Here is a 14887-nt window from a genome sequence, read left to right as displayed (position 1 = left end):
CCACGCTCCGCGTGGGAATGCAGCCCGGGACGCTCTGCGTCCCAAGAGCGGACGCAGAGCGTCCTGTGAGGCGTTCCCACGCAGAGCATGGGAACGAGCCGTCAACTTAAGTGTTTGGATCAGCCCGGATCACGAAACCCGGGATGGAAATCCTTCGGCACCGCCACACTGACGTTGTCACGGGTGGCAATGTCGATGCCTTCGCTGGCGACTTCGGCGAGGAAGTCGATCTGCTCCGGGGTGATCACGTACGGCGGCAGGAAATACACCACGCTGCCCAGCGGACGCAGCAGCGCACCACGCTCCAGCGCATGCTGGAACACCTTCAGGCCGCGACGTTCCTGCCACGGATAAGCCTCTTTCGTGGCTTTGTCCTTGACCATCTCGATCGCCAGGACCATGCCGGTCTGCCGGACTTCCGAAACATTCGGATGATTCGCCAGATGCGCCGTCGCCGACGCCATGCGTTGAGCCAGCGCCCGGTTGTTTTCGATCACGTTGTCCTGTTCGAAGATATCCAGGGTCGCCAACGCCGCCGCACACGCCAGCGGGTTGCCGGTGTAGCTGTGCGAATGCAGGAAGGCGCGCAGGGTCGGGTAATCGTCGTAGAACGCGCTGTACACCTCGTCGGTGGTCAGGCACGCGGCCAACGGCAGATAACCGCCGGTCAGGGCTTTCGACAGGCACAGGAAGTCCGGGCGGATGCCGGCCTGTTCGCAGGCGAACATCGTCCCGGTGCGGCCGAAGCCGACGGCGATTTCGTCATGGATCAGGTGCACGCCGTAACGGTCGCAGGCCTCGCGCAGCAGCTTGAGGTACACCGGGTGATACATGCGCATGCCGCCGGCGCCCTGGATCAGCGGCTCGACGATCACCGCAGCGACGCTGTCATGATTTTCCGCCAGCGTCTGTTCCATGGCCGCGAACATGTTGCGCGAATGCTCTTCCCAGCTCATGCCCTGCGGGCGCAGGTAGCAATCCGGGCTCGGCACCTTGATGGTGTCCATCAGCAGGGCTTTGTAGGTTTCGGTGAACAACGGCACGTCACCAACCGCCATCGCCGCCATGGTTTCGCCGTGGTAGCTGTTGGTCAGGGTGACGAAGCGTTTCTTGTTCGGCTGACCGCGGTTGAGCCAGTAGTGAAAGCTCATTTTCAGCGCGACTTCGATGCAGGACGAACCGTTATCGGCGTAGAACACCCGGTTCAGGCCTTCCGGCGTCATCTTCACCAGACGCTCGGACAGCTCGATCACTGGCTGATGGCTGAAACCGGCCAGAATCACGTGCTCCAGTTGATCGACCTGATCCTTGATGCGCTGGTTGATGCGCGGGTTGGCGTGGCCGAACACGTTGACCCACCAGGAGCTGACCGCATCCAGATAACGCTTGCCTTCGAAGTCTTCGAGCCAGACGCCTTCACCGCGCTTGATCGGGATCAGCGGCAGCTGTTCGTGGTCTTTCATCTGGGTGCAGGGATGCCACAGCACCGCGAGATCGCGTTGCATCCACTGGTTGTTCAGGCCCATGTTCAGTCTCCTCGAGGCGGCTCGCGTCAGGCGCGGGCAAACAATCGCGCAAGCCTATGCAATGCATCGCGCCGGAACAACCCATTGTGTCGATTGAGCTACTTTGTATGGGCCGATAGACGTCGCTGGCGGCGTTTTGATGGCTGACGTATTCTTCGCGGTTCTTTGGGTCGTCTGACCCGCAAAACTGCTTTTTCCTACGTGTATTTCCGGAGTTCGCTGAATGTCTGTCGGTTGGCTGCGCGCCTGTGCGCTGGTGGTGTTGGGGCTGTTCAGCGTTACGGCGCTGGCCAAGGATAAAACCGCGATCGTGATCGGCGGCGGCCTGTCGGGCCTGACGGCGGCTTACGAACTGCAAAACAAGGGCTGGCAGGTCACGCTGCTCGAAGCCAAGCCGAGCCTGGGCGGTCGCTCGGGCATGGCCACCAGCGAGTGGATCGGCAACGACAAGACTCAACCGGTGCTGAACAAGTACGTTTCGACGTTCAAGCTGAGCACCACGCCGGCGCCTGAATTCGTACGGACTCCGGGTTACCTGATCGACGGCGAGTATTTCTCCGCCGCGGACCTGACCACCAAACAGCCCGCCACGGCCGAAGCGCTCAAGCGCTACGAGAAAACCCGTGACGATCTGGCGCGTTCGATCGACGATCCGCAAAACCCGGCCGCGACCAACACCCTGCACGCCCTGGACCAGATCAACGTCTCGAGCTGGCTCGACAAGCAGAACCTGCCGGCCACCGCACGTCAGCTGATCAACCAGGACATCCGCACCCACTACGACGAGCCTTCGCGCCTGTCGCTGCTGTACTTCGCACAGCAAAGCCGGGTGTATCGCGGCGTGTCCGACCGTGACCTGCGCGCTTCGCGTCTGGTCGGTGGCAGCCCGGTGCTGGCCCAGGCCTTCGTCAAACAGTTGAAAACCATCAAGACCAACTCGCCAGTATCTGCCATCACCCAGGACAAGGACGGCGTGACCGTCAAGGTCGGCAGCGTCGGCTACCAGGCCGATTACGTTGTGCTGGCGGTGCCGTTGCGCGCCCTCAACAAGATCCAGCTGACTCCGGCGCTGGACGCCCAGCACCTGGCCGCGATCAAAGGCACCAACTACGGCTGGCGCGACCAGATCATGCTGAAGTTCAAGACGCCGGTATGGGAAAGCAAGGCGCGGATGTCCGGCGAGATCTACAGCAACACTGGCCTTGGCATGTTGTGGATCGAGCCGGCTCTGAAGGGCGGCGCCAACGTGGTGATCAACCTGTCCGGCGATAACGCCCGCGTCATGCAGGCCTTCGGCGACAAGCAGATGGTCGATCAGGTGCTGATTCGCCTGCACACGTTTTATCCACAGGCCCGTGGCTCGTTCACCGGTTATGAAATCCGTCGCTACAGCACCGATCCATCGACCGGTGGTTCCTACCTGGCCTTCGGCCCTGGCCAGATCAGCAAATACTGGCGCCTGTGGGAGCGTCCGCTGCAGCGCGTAGCGTTTGCCGGCGAACACACCGACACCTTGTACCCTGGCACGCTGGAAGGCGCACTGCGCACCGGTCAGCGCGCAGCCAGTCAGGTTGAAGACCTGGCGGCGGGCAAATCCTTCGAACCGGCCAAGGTCGGCCCGGCAGCGGCCACCGCCGCAGCGGCGGGTGCGGGCGCGGCAGTAGCGGCGAAGAAAGGCAACTTCTTCACCAACCTGTTCGGCGGTTCGGACGACGACAAGAAGCCAGAACCGGTGAAAGCGCCAGAGCCGGCACCTGCTCCAGCCGCCCCAGCGCCTGCACCGGCTCCGGCCCCTGCGCCAGCCCCGGTGGAAGCACCGAAGCCAGCGGCCCCGGTGAAAGCCGAGCCGGCGAAGAAAGCGGCAGCCAAACCAGCAGCGAAGAAACCGGCGGCCAAGACCGAAGCGAAAAAACCTGCAGCGAAACCTGCGGCGAAAAAAGCTGAACCGGCGAAGAAGCCAGCGGCCAAACCGGCGGCAAGCACCGAGACCAAAGCGCAGTAAGGCTTGGCGGTGAATGAAAAAGCGCGGCTTTCAGGCCGCGCTTTTTTTTGCCTGAAAGATCGCCATCGCGAGCAGGCTCGCGATGGGATCAATGCGGGCACTGAAATTTGAAGACCTCTCAGCTAACCTCCAGTCACACTTTTGTCTTTAATCTTTCCTTAACTCCCCTGTTCAAGACTCTTGATCGTATTTCTCGATATTTCAAAGCGAAATTTTCCGCTTTAATTCGATAGATAACTCGCTAGTCTTGGTTCGCAGTTCTCACAGGATTTGGGCAATGCAGCTACGTAACTCTTCTTCGCGCTACGGTTGGGTCAGCATCTTCATGCACTGGGGTGTGGCGCTGGCGGTCTTCGGGCTGTTCGCGCTCGGTCTGTGGATGGTGGGGCTGGATTACTACAGCACCTGGCGCAAAGACGCGCCGGATCTGCACAAGAGCATCGGTCTGGTGCTGCTGGGTGTAATGGTGTTGCGAGTGTTGTGGCGCTTTGTCAGTCCACCGCCGCCAACGCTCCAGAGCTACAGCCGCATGACCCGCATCGGTGCGAAGTTCGGCCATGGGTTTCTTTACCTTGCGCTGTTCGCCGTGATGATTGCCGGTTACCTGATTTCCACCGCAGACGGTGTCGGGATTCCGGTGTTTGGCCTGTTTGAAGTTCCTGCACTGGTTTCCGGACTACCGGATCAGGCAGATACCGCCGGTGTGATTCATCTGTACCTGGCATGGGCGCTGGTAATTTTTTCCGGCCTTCATGCGTTGGCAGCATTGAAGCACCACTTTATCGATCGTGATGCGACCCTGACACGAATGCTGGGACGCAAAGCCTGATGTTCAACCTCGACTCCAAAGGAAAACAAAGCATGTTGAAAAAGACTCTGGCCGCTCTGGCAATCGGCTCTGCCGTCCTGTCCGCCAATGTGATGGCCGCTGACTACGTAGTCGACAAAGAAGGCCAGCACGCCTTCGTCGACTTCAAGATCAGCCACCTGGGCTACAGCTACATCACCGGTACCTTCAAGGACATCAGCGGCAAGTTCAGCTTCGATGCTGCCAAGCCTGAAGACAGCAAGATCGAGTTCGACGTGAAGACCGCCAGCGTGTTCACCAACCACGCCGAGCGTGACAAGCACATCTCCAGCAAAGACTTCCTGGACGTGGGCAAATACGCTGATGCCAAGTTCGTCTCCACCAGCGTCAAGTCCACCGGCAAGAACGCCGATGGCAAAGACACTGCCGACGTGACGGGTGACCTGACCCTGCACGGCGTGACCAAGCCGATCGTGGTCAAGGCCACTTTCCTGGGTGAAGGCAAGGATCCATGGGGCGGCTACCGTGCCGGCTTCGAAGGCACTACCAGCATCAAGCGTTCTGATTTCGGCAAGATGATGGACCTGGGTCCACAGTCTGACAAAGTCGACCTGTACATCTCGTTCGAAGGTGTCAAAGCGAAGTAATTTTCGCCGGCCATACAAAAACGCCCCCGGTCTTGCGATCGGGGGCGTTTTTTATTGCCTGCCGCCACTTTCGTTTCAGCGGCGCACAAAAAATGCCCCGGTTTTCAGGCCGGGGCATTTTTCATTGCAGTGGAAAACTCAGCGATTGCGGGTCAGCAAGGCCGGTTTTTCACCGCGTGGGCGGCTTGGCAGTTGATCCAGCTGCTCAGGCGTCGGGAAGCGGTCGGCTTTCGATTCCTTGTGCATGATCTTCGGCCCGCTGCTGCGCGGGTTCTGCACGGCCGGTTCAGCGCGTGGCTGATCGTCACGGGCCGGGCGGCGGTTGCGCGGGTTCTCATCGCGACGACCCTGACCGTCACGCGGAGCACCGTTGCGTGGGCCACTGCGTTTGCCTGGCGGGGTGCCGGTGCTCGAACCGTTGCTGTTGCGTGGGCCGTTCTGGCGACCTTGTGGCTGACCGCCGCGGGGTGCGCCCGAACCTGCGCCTTGCGCCGGAGCGCCTGGACGACGGTTGCGACCACCGGCCGGAGCCTGCTTCGGCACGTAATCAACGCGGTTACCGAAGTTATCGATATCGTCGTCGAGGAATTCGTCCGGAGCACGGTCAGCAGCGGCGCGTGGCGGCTGGCTTGGCTGGCGCTGTTCGCGGGCCGGAGTGCCTTCACGCGGCTTCTGTTGACGGGCTGGACGCTCGCCACGCTCACCGGCCGGTTTTTCCTTGCCCTTGTCTTTGCTTTTGTCTTTACGACCGCCGCCACCGCCGCCGCCATTCGGACCGTCACCGCGTGGGCCACGAGCATTGCGCGGGTTGCGCATGTCCGGACGTTCACGGGCTTCCGGCTTCTCGGCCTCGATGGTGCTGGCATCGAAGCCCATCAGGTCGCCGTCGGCGATTTTCTGCTTGGTCATGCGTTCGATGCTTTTCAGCAGTTTTTCTTCGTCCGGTGCGACCAGCGAGATCGCCTCGCCCGAACGACCGGCCCGGCCGGTACGGCCGATACGGTGCACGTAGTCTTCATCGACGTTCGGCAGTTCGAAGTTGACCACGTGTGGCAACTGGTCGATGTCCAGGCCACGGGCGGCGATGTCGGTGGCAACCAGGATGCGCACTTCACCGGCCTTGAAGTCGGCCAGGGCTTTGGTGCGGGCGTTCTGGCTCTTGTTGCCGTGGATCGCCACAGCCGGCAGGCCGTGTTTGTCCAGGTACTCGGCCAGACGGTTGGCGCCGTGCTTGGTGCGGGTGAACACCAGCACCTGTTCCCACGCGCCGGCGGTAATCAGGTGGGCCAGCAGCGCACGCTTGTGGCTGGCCGGCAGACGGAACACGCGTTGTTCGATGCGCTCGACCGTGGTGTTCGGCGGCGTCACTTCGATGCGTTCCGGGTTGTGCAGCAGTTTGCCGGCAAGATCGGTGATGTCTTTGGAGAAGGTCGCCGAGAACAGCAGGTTCTGGCGCTTGGCCGGCAGACGCGCGAGGACTTTCTTCACGTCATGGACGAAGCCCATGTCGAGCATGCGGTCGGCTTCGTCGAGCACGAGAATTTCGACGTGGGACAGATCGACGCTGCCCTGGCCGCACAGGTCGAGCAGACGACCGGGGCACGCCACCAGCACGTCAACGCCACGGGACATGGCCTGAACCTGCGGGTTCATGCCGACGCCGCCGAAGATGCACGCGCTGACGAATTTCAGGTCGCGGGCGTAGATCTTGAAACTGTCGTGAACCTGCGCCGCGAGTTCGCGGGTAGGGGTCAGCACGAGCACGCGCGGTTGGCGCGGGCCGTGACGCTGGGATTTGTCCGGGTGACCGTTGGGAAACAGCCGCTCCAGGATCGGAAGGGCGAAACCGCCGGTTTTACCAGTACCTGTCTGAGCCGCAACCATCAGGTCGCGACCTTGCAACACGGCGGGAATGGCCCGCTGTTGCACCGGAGTAGGCTCGGTATAGCCCGCATCTTCGATAGCGCGGACCAAAGCCTCGGAGAGACCGAGGGAAGCAAAGGACATGAGTAATCCTGTTTCAGTTAGGGCTTGGCCCAATGGGAGTCTTGCCTGGCGCGAATGGCGTTTAAGAGGACGCAATCCCGTCCGGTCCTGCCGCGGTTCCGAAGGCACGTCCGGAGCGCTCGCGCGGGCTGAAAAGCTGCGCTGTAGCGGGTCGGGAGGCCTGTTACGGTTCCGGGCGTCCGGGCGTGAGCCTGGCGGGAACGCCGGAGTATAACAGAGCAATCACTGCGCGCCGCTTTCCTGCTGCTCAACGGTTTTGCCGCTGGCGGTGGCGTTGCCCAGCGGTGCCGCCAGGGCGGGGGCCGCGCCGTAGCGAGCGCTGAGCTCGGCATAGGCCGGTTCGCGCTTGAAACGCTTGAGTTCGGCGCCGAAGCGCTGCACCAGCAAATCCATTCCGGCATTGCGTCGCACGGCCAGAAACTGGCTCTGGCGGCTGATGACCGTGGGGTTTTCAGTGATCTGGTTGCGGATATCCAATTCATCGAGCAAATGCTGGCCCACGCGGCGGTCGGTGATCAGCAGGTCGATACGCCCGCGCACCAGTTTGCCGAAATTGGCTTCGTGGGTCGGGGCCGGCTCGCGGGTGAACAGCGTCGATTCGCGAAAGTCGGGGCTGTACAGATAGCCCGGTGAGGTGCCGATGGTCAGGCCCTTGAGGTCTTCGAGGCTGCGAAAAGGGTGCGGGCGGTCGTTGGCGTAAAACATCACGAACTCGACGTCCGACAGCGGTTCGCTCGGATAGAGCAGGGTGGCGTCGCGTTCGTCGCTATGGAAGATGTCCAGCGCGCCGTCGGCCTGGCCGGTTTCGAGCATCGACAGGCAGCGTTTCCACGGCAGGAACTGCCATTCGACTTCGATGCCCAGGCGCTTGAACACGATGGCGGTGGTTTCGTAGTCCAGTCCGAGGTTCTTGCCGTCTTGTTCATAGACGTACGGCGCCCACGGTTCGGTGACGATACGCAGCTTCTCGCCCCGAGCGGCAAAGCTCAGGCAAGCAAAAACCAGCACGGCGAATAACTGCGTGATCAAAGGCATGGCTTGAGATTACGACGAGAAACGGCAAAGAGCCAGAAACTGGCCGCAGAAGCTCTGTTTCGGGCGTTTAAAAGCAAAAGATCGCAGCGGCGAAAGCGCTGTAGGCACTGTCGTGGCTGCGATCTTCTGGTTCTGCGGTTACGTCTTTTTAGCGCGGCAGCTTCAGGTTGTTCCAGATCGCCAGGCTCGGTTCGGCCTGGTTCATGGAATAGAAGTGCAGGCCAGGCGCGCCGCCTTGCAGCAGGCGTTCGCACATTTCCGTAACGACCTGTTCGCCAAAACGCTGAATGCTTTGGCTGTCATCGCCGTAGGCTTCCAGCTGCTTGCGGATCCAGCGCGGGATTTCCGCGCCGCAGGCATCTGAGAAGCGCGCGAGTTTGCTGTAGTTGGTGATCGGCATGATCCCCGGCACGACCGGAATGTCCACGCCCAGCGCCTGCAAACGGTCGACAAAGTAGAAGTAGCTGTCGGCGTTGAAGAAGTACTGGGTGATCGCGCTGTCGGCGCCGGCACGGGCCTTGCGCACGAAGTTGGCGAGATCGTCTTCGTAGTTGCGCGCTTGCGGATGCATTTCCGGATAGGCGGCGACTTCGATGTGGAAATGATTGCCGGTTTCTTCACGAATGAATTCAACCAGTTCATTGGCGTGACGCAGCTCGCCGCTGGTCATGCCCATGCCGGACGGCAGGTCACCGCGCAGGGCGACGATGCGCTTGATGCCGGCGGCCTTGTACTCGTTCAGCAGGCCGCGCAGGTCGTCCTTGCTGTCGCCGACGCACGACAGGTGCGGGGCGGCGGGGATTTTGACTTCGCTTTCCAGCTGCAACACGGTGTTCAGCGTGCGGTCACGGGTCGAACCGCCAGCGCCGTAGGTGCAGGAAAAGAAGTCGGGGTTGTAGGTGGCCAGCTGACGGGCAGTGGCGAGCAGTTTTTCATGCCCAGCATCGGTCTTGGTCGGGAAGAACTCGAAGCTGTAGCGACGGTCTTGGGACATGGAGGAAGCCTCCAGTTACGAGCGGCAAGCTACAAGCTGCGAGAGAAGCGGTGGTGCGCTGATCTATCGAGCGTGAAACCTGCTGCCTGAAACTGTTTTGAAATAGGGGCAGAGCTTTCAAGCTTCGTACGGCAAGTCCGGCTTTTGACCTTGCTTGCCGCTTGAAGCTTGAAGCTCGCAGCTGCTCTTATGCTCTTAGTAGCGGTAAGCGTGCGGCTTGAACGGGCCTTCTACGGTCACGCCGATGTAGTCAGCCTGTTGCTTGGTCAGTTGAGTGACCACGCCGCCGAAGCCGCGAACCATTTCCAGGGCCACTTCTTCGTCGAGTTTCTTCGGCAGTACTTCAACGGTCAGGCGCTCGGCTTTCTGGGCTGGCGACAGGTCGGCGTACTTCTGGCCGAACAGGAAGATCTGTGCCAGCACCTGGTTGGCGAACGAACCGTCCATGATGCGGCTCGGGTGACCGGTTGCGTTGCCCAGGTTCACCAGACGGCCTTCGGCCAGCAGGATCAGGTAGTCGTCGTTCTGTGGGTCGAACGAGCCAGCACCGGTACGGTGGATCTTGTGTACCTGTGGCTTCACTTCTTCCCATGCCCAGTTCTTGCGCATGAAAGCGGTGTCGATTTCGTTGTCGAAGTGACCGATGTTGCAGACAACGGCGCGCTTCTTCAGGGCTTTGAGCATGTTTGCATCGCAAACGTTGACGTTGCCGGTGGTGGTCACGATCAGGTCGATCTTGCCCAGCAGCGCTTTGTCGATGCTCGCTTCGGTGCCGTCGTTGATACCGTCGATGAACGGCGAAACCAGTTCGAAACCGTCCATGCAGGCTTGCATGGCGCAGATCGGGTCGACTTCGGAGACCTTGACGATCATGCCTTCCTGACGCAGGGACTGGGCCGAACCCTTGCCCACGTCACCGTAGCCGATGACCAGCGCTTGCTTGCCGGACAGCAGGTGGTCGGTACCGCGCTTGATGGCATCGTTCAGGCTGTGACGGCAGCCGTACTTGTTGTCGTTCTTGGACTTGGTCACCGAGTCGTTGACGTTGATGGCCGGGATTTTCAGCTCGCCCTTGGCCAGCATGTCCAGCAGACGGTGCACGCCGGTGGTGGTTTCTTCGGTCACGCCGTGGACGCGGTCCAGAACCTGTGGGTATTTCTTGTGCAACAGCTCGGTCAGGTCGCCGCCGTCGTCGAGGATCATGTTGGCGTCCCATGGCTGGCCATCTTTCAGGATGGTCTGCTCCAGGCACCACTCGTACTCTTCTTCAGTCTCGCCTTTCCAGGCGAAAACCGGGATGCCGGCAGCGGCGATGGAAGCGGCGGCCTGGTCCTGAGTCGAGAAAATGTTGCAGGACGACCAGCGCACTTCGGCACCCAGGGCAACCAGGGTTTCGATCAGCACGGCGGTCTGAATGGTCATGTGGATGCAGCCGAGGATTTTTGCGCCTTTCAAAGGCTGCTCGGAAGCGTACTTGCGGCGCAGACCCATCAGGGCCGGCATTTCCGACTCGGCGATGATGGTTTCGCGACGGCCCCAGGCAGCCAGGGACATGTCGGCAACTTTGTAATCGTTAAAATCGGCAGGCGTGATAACAGCGCTCATGAAGAGCCTCCATTCGTAATGTATGCGAATGGGCGCCGTTGTGCGTTTAGTGTCCGGCCTGAGCCGGTCAACGCCCCATCCGAGCCTGACAGGTTGAACCTGCTGCAGCGCCCCTCGGACAGGTGGCGGGAAAACGGTATCAAGTGAAGGTTACCGTTTTGAAACGGGGGCGATTATAGCTTTCTTTGAGCTGCGAGTGGCAAGCCGCAAGCGACAAGTAACAGCGGCTCGGCTTTTAACTTGCAGCTCGTCGCTTGAAGCTTGAAGCTGGTGGCGTAACCCTATTGCACAAACAACTCGGAGGCCGCCCCCCCATGAATTTCCACACCCGCAAGTGGGTAAAACCCGAAGACCTCAACCCCAACGGCACCCTGTTCGGCGGCAGCCTGCTGCGCTGGATCGACGAGGAAGCGGCGATCTACGCCATCGTTCAACTGGGCAACCAGCGTGTGGTGACCAAGTACATTTCCGAAATCAACTTCGTCAGCGCCTCGCGCCAGGGCGACATCATCGAACTGGGCATCACCGCCACCGAGTTCGGCCGCACCTCGATCACCCTGACCTGCGAAGTGCGCAACAAGATCACTCGCAAGAGCATCCTGACCGTCGAGAAGATGGTCTTCGTCAACCTCGGCGAAGACGGCCTGCCGGCGCCGCACGGGCGGACCGAGATCAAGTACGTCAAAGACCAGTTCAAGGATGACGTGCCCGTTACCGAGTAATCGCGTCACACCGGCGAACGGAAGCCGAGCGGCGCGTGTCGTAGCCTTATGACCCCGCCACCGGTTTCCCGCCATGACCACACCAACAGACGGCAAGACCCCCGATCTCTCGGCCAAGGAACAGCACGAAGTCGAGAAAAACCAGCCGCCCCGGGCGGCGGTCCTGCATGAAATCATCCGCAAACAGGGCGACCAGGAACTGGAGCGCAGCATCGCCGCGCTGTGGTGGTCGGCGCTGGCGGCCGGGCTGACCATGGGCCTGTCGCTGATGGGCATGGGCCTGCTCAACTCGCGTCTGCCCGAGGGCGACGAATTCAAGGTGATTGCCAGCTTCGGCTACTGCGCAGGCTTTCTCGCGGTGATCCTCGCCCGCCAGCAACTGTTCACCGAAAACACCCTGACTGCCGTACTGCCGGTGATGACCAAACCGACGATCCGAAATTTCGGCCGGCTGATCCGGCTCTGGACCGTGGTGCTGTTCGGCAACCTGTGCGGGACGATTCTGGTGGCGTACGTGATGCTCGAACTGCCGATCTTCGACAGCAAGACCGACGAGGCCTTCCTCGAAATCGGCCGCAAGGTCATGGAGAACCATGCGAGTCAGATGTTCGCCAAGGGTATCGTCTCGGGCTGGATGATCGCCACCATGGTCTGGATGATCCCGTCCATGGAAAGCGCGAAGATGTGGATCATCATCCTCATCACCTATCTGATGGCACTGGGCGATTTCACTCACATCGTGGTGGGGTCGGCGGAGGTGTCGTATCTGGTGTTTGCCGGCGAGTTGCCGTGGAGTGATTTCTGGGCGGTGTTTGCCGGGCCGACCCTGGCGGGAAACATCATCGGCGGCAGTTTCATCTTTGCCCTGATCAGTCATGCGCAGATCCGCAGTGAAAGCGGTGCGCCGAAAGAAACGGATGCGCCGAAGGAATCTGCGGATCAGGCCGAAAAGCCCGATCCGCAGCAGATCAAAAAATGATCAGTGGTGCGCCGGCTCGGCAGCGGTCACCGGCTCGTCGCGGGTTGCGTGCTTGACCAGTTTGCCGATGGTCAGGCCCTGCAACAGGATCGACGACAGCACCACGATGTAAGTGATGCTCAGCAGCAGATCGCGCTCCGGGCCCAGCGGCAGGGCCAGGGCCAGTGCCACCGAAACACCGCCGCGCAAACCACCCCAGGTCAGGATCCGGATGGTGCCGCGCGGCACCGTGCGCCAGCGCCGCAGCAAGACGATGGCCGGGGCCACGGTGAGCAGCCGCGACAGCAGAATCGCCAGCGCCAGCAGGCTTGCCGCCGCCACGTGCAGCCAGTTGAACGGCAGCAGCAACAGCTCCATCCCGATCAGCGCGAACAGCAACGCGTTGAGCATGTCGTCGAGCAACTCCCAGAAACCGTCCAGGTATTTGCGCGTCATGTCGTTCATCGCCAGGTTGCGACCGAGGTTGCCGATGATCAGACCGGCGACCACCATCGCAATCGGCGCCGACACGTGCAGCTCGGTGGCCATCGCCGAACCGCCGATCACCAGGGCCAGGGTCAGCATGACTTCGATCTGATGCTGCTCAATGCTTTTGATCATCAGGTACACCAGATAACCGATCAGCCCGCCGAACAGCACGCCACCGATGGCTTCATGGGCAAACAGCATGGCCGTGGCGCCGACAGTCGGGGTTTCGCCCAGTTGCGCGATGCCCAGCAGCAGGGTGAACACCACCACGGCGGTGCCGTCGTTGAACAGCGATTCGCCGACAATGGTGGTCTTCAGCGGCTTCGAGGCGTTGGCCGTACGCAGCACACCGAGTACCGCGATCGGGTCGGTCGGGGAAATCAGCGCGCCGAACAACAGGCAGTAGAGGAAGCTCACGTGCCAGCCGAACAGGGCAAAAATGTAATAGGCGAGGCTGCCGATCACGGCGGTAGCGATCAGTACGCCGAAGGTCGCCAGCAGGCCGATCGGCCAGCGATAGCTGCGCAGGTCGTTCAGGTTCACGTGCAAGGCGCCGGCGAACAGCAGGAACGACAGCATCCAGTTCATCAGCAGATCGCCGAAGTCGATCTGGCCGATCAGTTGCTGTACGCGCTCTTCGAGGCCGGGGTAGCCGAGCAGGCTCAGGCCTTGCAGCAACAGGGAAAACATCAGTGCGGTAACCATCACGCCGATGGTCGGGGGCAGGCCGATGAAGCGGAAATTCACGAAAGTGAGGAGGGTGGTGAGGCAGATGAAAGCGGCGACGAGTTCAAGCATCCGGGGTCCTTTGGATGGGGGATGGAAAGACAGCGCGCCCGTTCATGGACGCAAGGGTTGGATGGGCTGACGCCGGGTGGGGACACAATTGTGTCCCCCGGGAAAATCAGCCGGACACATTGACCGCAGCGACACCCCGACGTTGCAGGTAGATGAAAAACAGCGCCGTCAGCACGGTCAGCACGCCTACCAGCGCGCCGGTCCACGGCAGGTCCGCCAGGTCCGCGCCGCTGGCCACCACCAGCCCGCCGATCCAAGCGCCGGCGGCATTGCCGAGGTTGAACGCGCTCTGGTTCAGGGTCGAACCGAGGTTCGGTGCCTCGTGAGCCTGATCGATGATCAGCAGTTGCAGGATCGGGCACAGGGCGAAGGCGAAAATTCCCCACAGCACCAGCGTGATCGCCGCCGGAACCACCGAGCGACTGGTCTGGCTGAACGCCGCCAGAATCACCACCACCGCCAGCGCAACACCCACCAGCGACGGCAACAGACGGCTGTCGGCCAGGCGTCCGCCGAGCATGCTGCCGCCGGTCAGGCCGACACCGAACAACAGCAGCATCACCGTCACGCCGTGGGGGCTGACGCCGGTGATGTCCTGCAGAATCGGCGCGATGTAGGTGAACACGCTGAACAGACTGGTGGACGCCAGCACGCTCATGCCCAGTGCCAGCAACACGTTGACCTTGCCCAGCACCTTGAACTCGCTGGCGAGGTTGGCCTTGTCCATCGGGATGTGTTTCGGCAACCACAGCCATTGAGCGAGGGCGGCGATCACACCGATCACCGAGACCGCCCAGAAGGTCGAGCGCCAGCCGGCGTACTGGCCGAGCGCCGTGCCCAGCGGTACGCCGAGAACGTTGGCCAGGGTCAGGCCGGTGAACATCATGGCAATCGCCTGCGCCCGCTTGTTCGGTGCGACCAGCCCGGCGGCCACCACCGAACCGATGCCGAAGAACGCGCCGTGGCACAGCGCGGTGACCACTCGCGCCGCCATCAGCGTTGCGTAGTTCGGTGCCAGTGCGCACAGCACGTTGCCGAGGATGAACATCAGCGTCATGCCCAGCAACGTGGCCTTGCGAGGCATGTTGGCGGTGCCGATCGCGAGGATCGGCGCACCGAACACTACGCCCAGGGCGTAGCCGGTGATCAACAGGCCAGCGTGGGGAATGCTCACCGCGAGGTCGCGGGCGACATCGGGCAGCAGGCCCATGATGACGAATTCAGTGGTGCCGATGCCGAAAGCGGCAACAGCGAGTGCAAGCAAGGCGAGTGGCATGCGCAAGGTCTCTGTCGGTA

Annotated in this window: 12 protein-coding genes and 1 riboswitch; of the genes, 5 read left to right on the top strand and 7 right to left on the bottom strand. The window is 61.5% G+C overall.

The genetic code is table 11. The features are described 5' to 3' along the window. Positions 1-119: 119 nt before the first annotated feature. Positions 120-1526 carry an adenosylmethionine--8-amino-7-oxononanoate transaminase gene (locus ACEN93_RS14790; protein ID WP_495610206.1) on the bottom strand — a complete coding sequence of 469 codons (1407 nt, stop codon included), beginning with the start codon at positions 1524-1526 and terminating at the stop codon, positions 120-122. Between the two features lie 223 nt (positions 1527-1749). On the opposite strand from ACEN93_RS14790, the gene ACEN93_RS14785 reads away from it, so the two are divergent. From ACEN93_RS14785 to ACEN93_RS14775, 3 genes are all read left to right on the top strand, one after another. Next, positions 1750-3528 carry a flavin monoamine oxidase family protein gene (locus ACEN93_RS14785; protein ID WP_039767959.1) on the top strand — a complete coding sequence of 593 codons (1779 nt, stop codon included), beginning with the start codon at positions 1750-1752 and terminating at the stop codon, positions 3526-3528. A gap of 277 nt (positions 3529-3805) precedes the next feature. Further along, positions 3806-4357 carry a cytochrome b gene (locus ACEN93_RS14780; RefSeq protein WP_085646951.1) on the top strand — a complete coding sequence of 184 codons (552 nt, stop codon included), beginning with the start codon at positions 3806-3808 and terminating at the stop codon, positions 4355-4357. A 32-nt stretch (positions 4358-4389) separates the two neighbouring features. Then, positions 4390-4983: a YceI family protein gene (locus tag ACEN93_RS14775; RefSeq protein WP_039768113.1), complete on the top strand. Its 594-nt coding sequence runs from the start codon at positions 4390-4392 to the stop codon at positions 4981-4983. Positions 4984-5121: 138 nt separating this feature from the next. On the opposite strand, the gene rhlE2 is transcribed toward ACEN93_RS14775, so the two are convergent. From rhlE2 to ahcY, 4 genes are all read right to left on the bottom strand, one after another. Continuing rightward, complete coding sequence (gene rhlE2 / locus ACEN93_RS14770; protein ID WP_495610205.1) at positions 5122-6990, bottom strand: RNA helicase RhlE2; 1869 nt, start codon at positions 6988-6990, stop codon at positions 5122-5124. A 222-nt stretch (positions 6991-7212) separates the two neighbouring features. Beyond that, a complete protein-coding gene (locus ACEN93_RS14765) occupies positions 7213-8025 on the bottom strand; it encodes a substrate-binding periplasmic protein (protein ID WP_039767962.1) in 813 nt (270 codons plus the stop codon). Positions 8026-8173: 148 nt separating this feature from the next. Beyond that, on the bottom strand, positions 8174-9019 hold the full coding sequence (metF, locus tag ACEN93_RS14760; protein ID WP_007959683.1) for a methylenetetrahydrofolate reductase [NAD(P)H]: 846 nt from the start codon (positions 9017-9019) through the stop codon (positions 8174-8176). A 195-nt stretch (positions 9020-9214) separates the two neighbouring features. Beyond that, positions 9215-10624 carry an adenosylhomocysteinase gene (ahcY, locus tag ACEN93_RS14755; RefSeq protein ID WP_039767963.1) on the bottom strand — a complete coding sequence of 470 codons (1410 nt, stop codon included), beginning with the start codon at positions 10622-10624 and terminating at the stop codon, positions 9215-9217. A gap of 23 nt (positions 10625-10647) precedes the next feature. Beyond that, a riboswitch (S-adenosyl-L-homocysteine riboswitch) is annotated at positions 10648-10746 on the bottom strand. 192 nt (positions 10747-10938) lie between these two features. Between ahcY and ACEN93_RS14750 the strand changes: the two genes are divergently transcribed. Next, positions 10939-11346 (top strand): acyl-CoA thioesterase, encoded by a 408-nt coding sequence (locus ACEN93_RS14750; protein ID WP_134334142.1) that lies wholly within the window; start codon positions 10939-10941, stop codon positions 11344-11346. A gap of 73 nt (positions 11347-11419) precedes the next feature. Continuing rightward, the gene (locus tag ACEN93_RS14745) at positions 11420-12325 is read left to right on the top strand and encodes a formate/nitrite transporter family protein (RefSeq protein WP_414882363.1); all 906 of its coding nucleotides are present in this window, start codon (positions 11420-11422) and stop codon (positions 12323-12325) included. Here the strand turns inward: ACEN93_RS14745 and ACEN93_RS14740 are convergent, their stop codons facing one another. Together ACEN93_RS14740 and ACEN93_RS14735 are read right to left on the bottom strand one after the other, a co-directional pair. Next, positions 12326-13591: a cation:proton antiporter gene (locus ACEN93_RS14740; RefSeq protein WP_490840611.1), complete on the bottom strand. Its 1266-nt coding sequence runs from the start codon at positions 13589-13591 to the stop codon at positions 12326-12328. A gap of 106 nt (positions 13592-13697) precedes the next feature. Further along, complete coding sequence (locus ACEN93_RS14735) at positions 13698-14867, bottom strand: MFS transporter (protein ID WP_007959692.1); 1170 nt, start codon at positions 14865-14867, stop codon at positions 13698-13700. Between the last annotated feature and the right edge of the window lie 20 nt (positions 14868-14887).

It is taken from the genome of Pseudomonas sp. Pseusp21 (genome assembly GCF_059492145.1).
The sequence above is the reverse complement of the archived record's forward strand: the minus strand, read 5'-3'. Positions and strand labels throughout refer to the sequence as shown.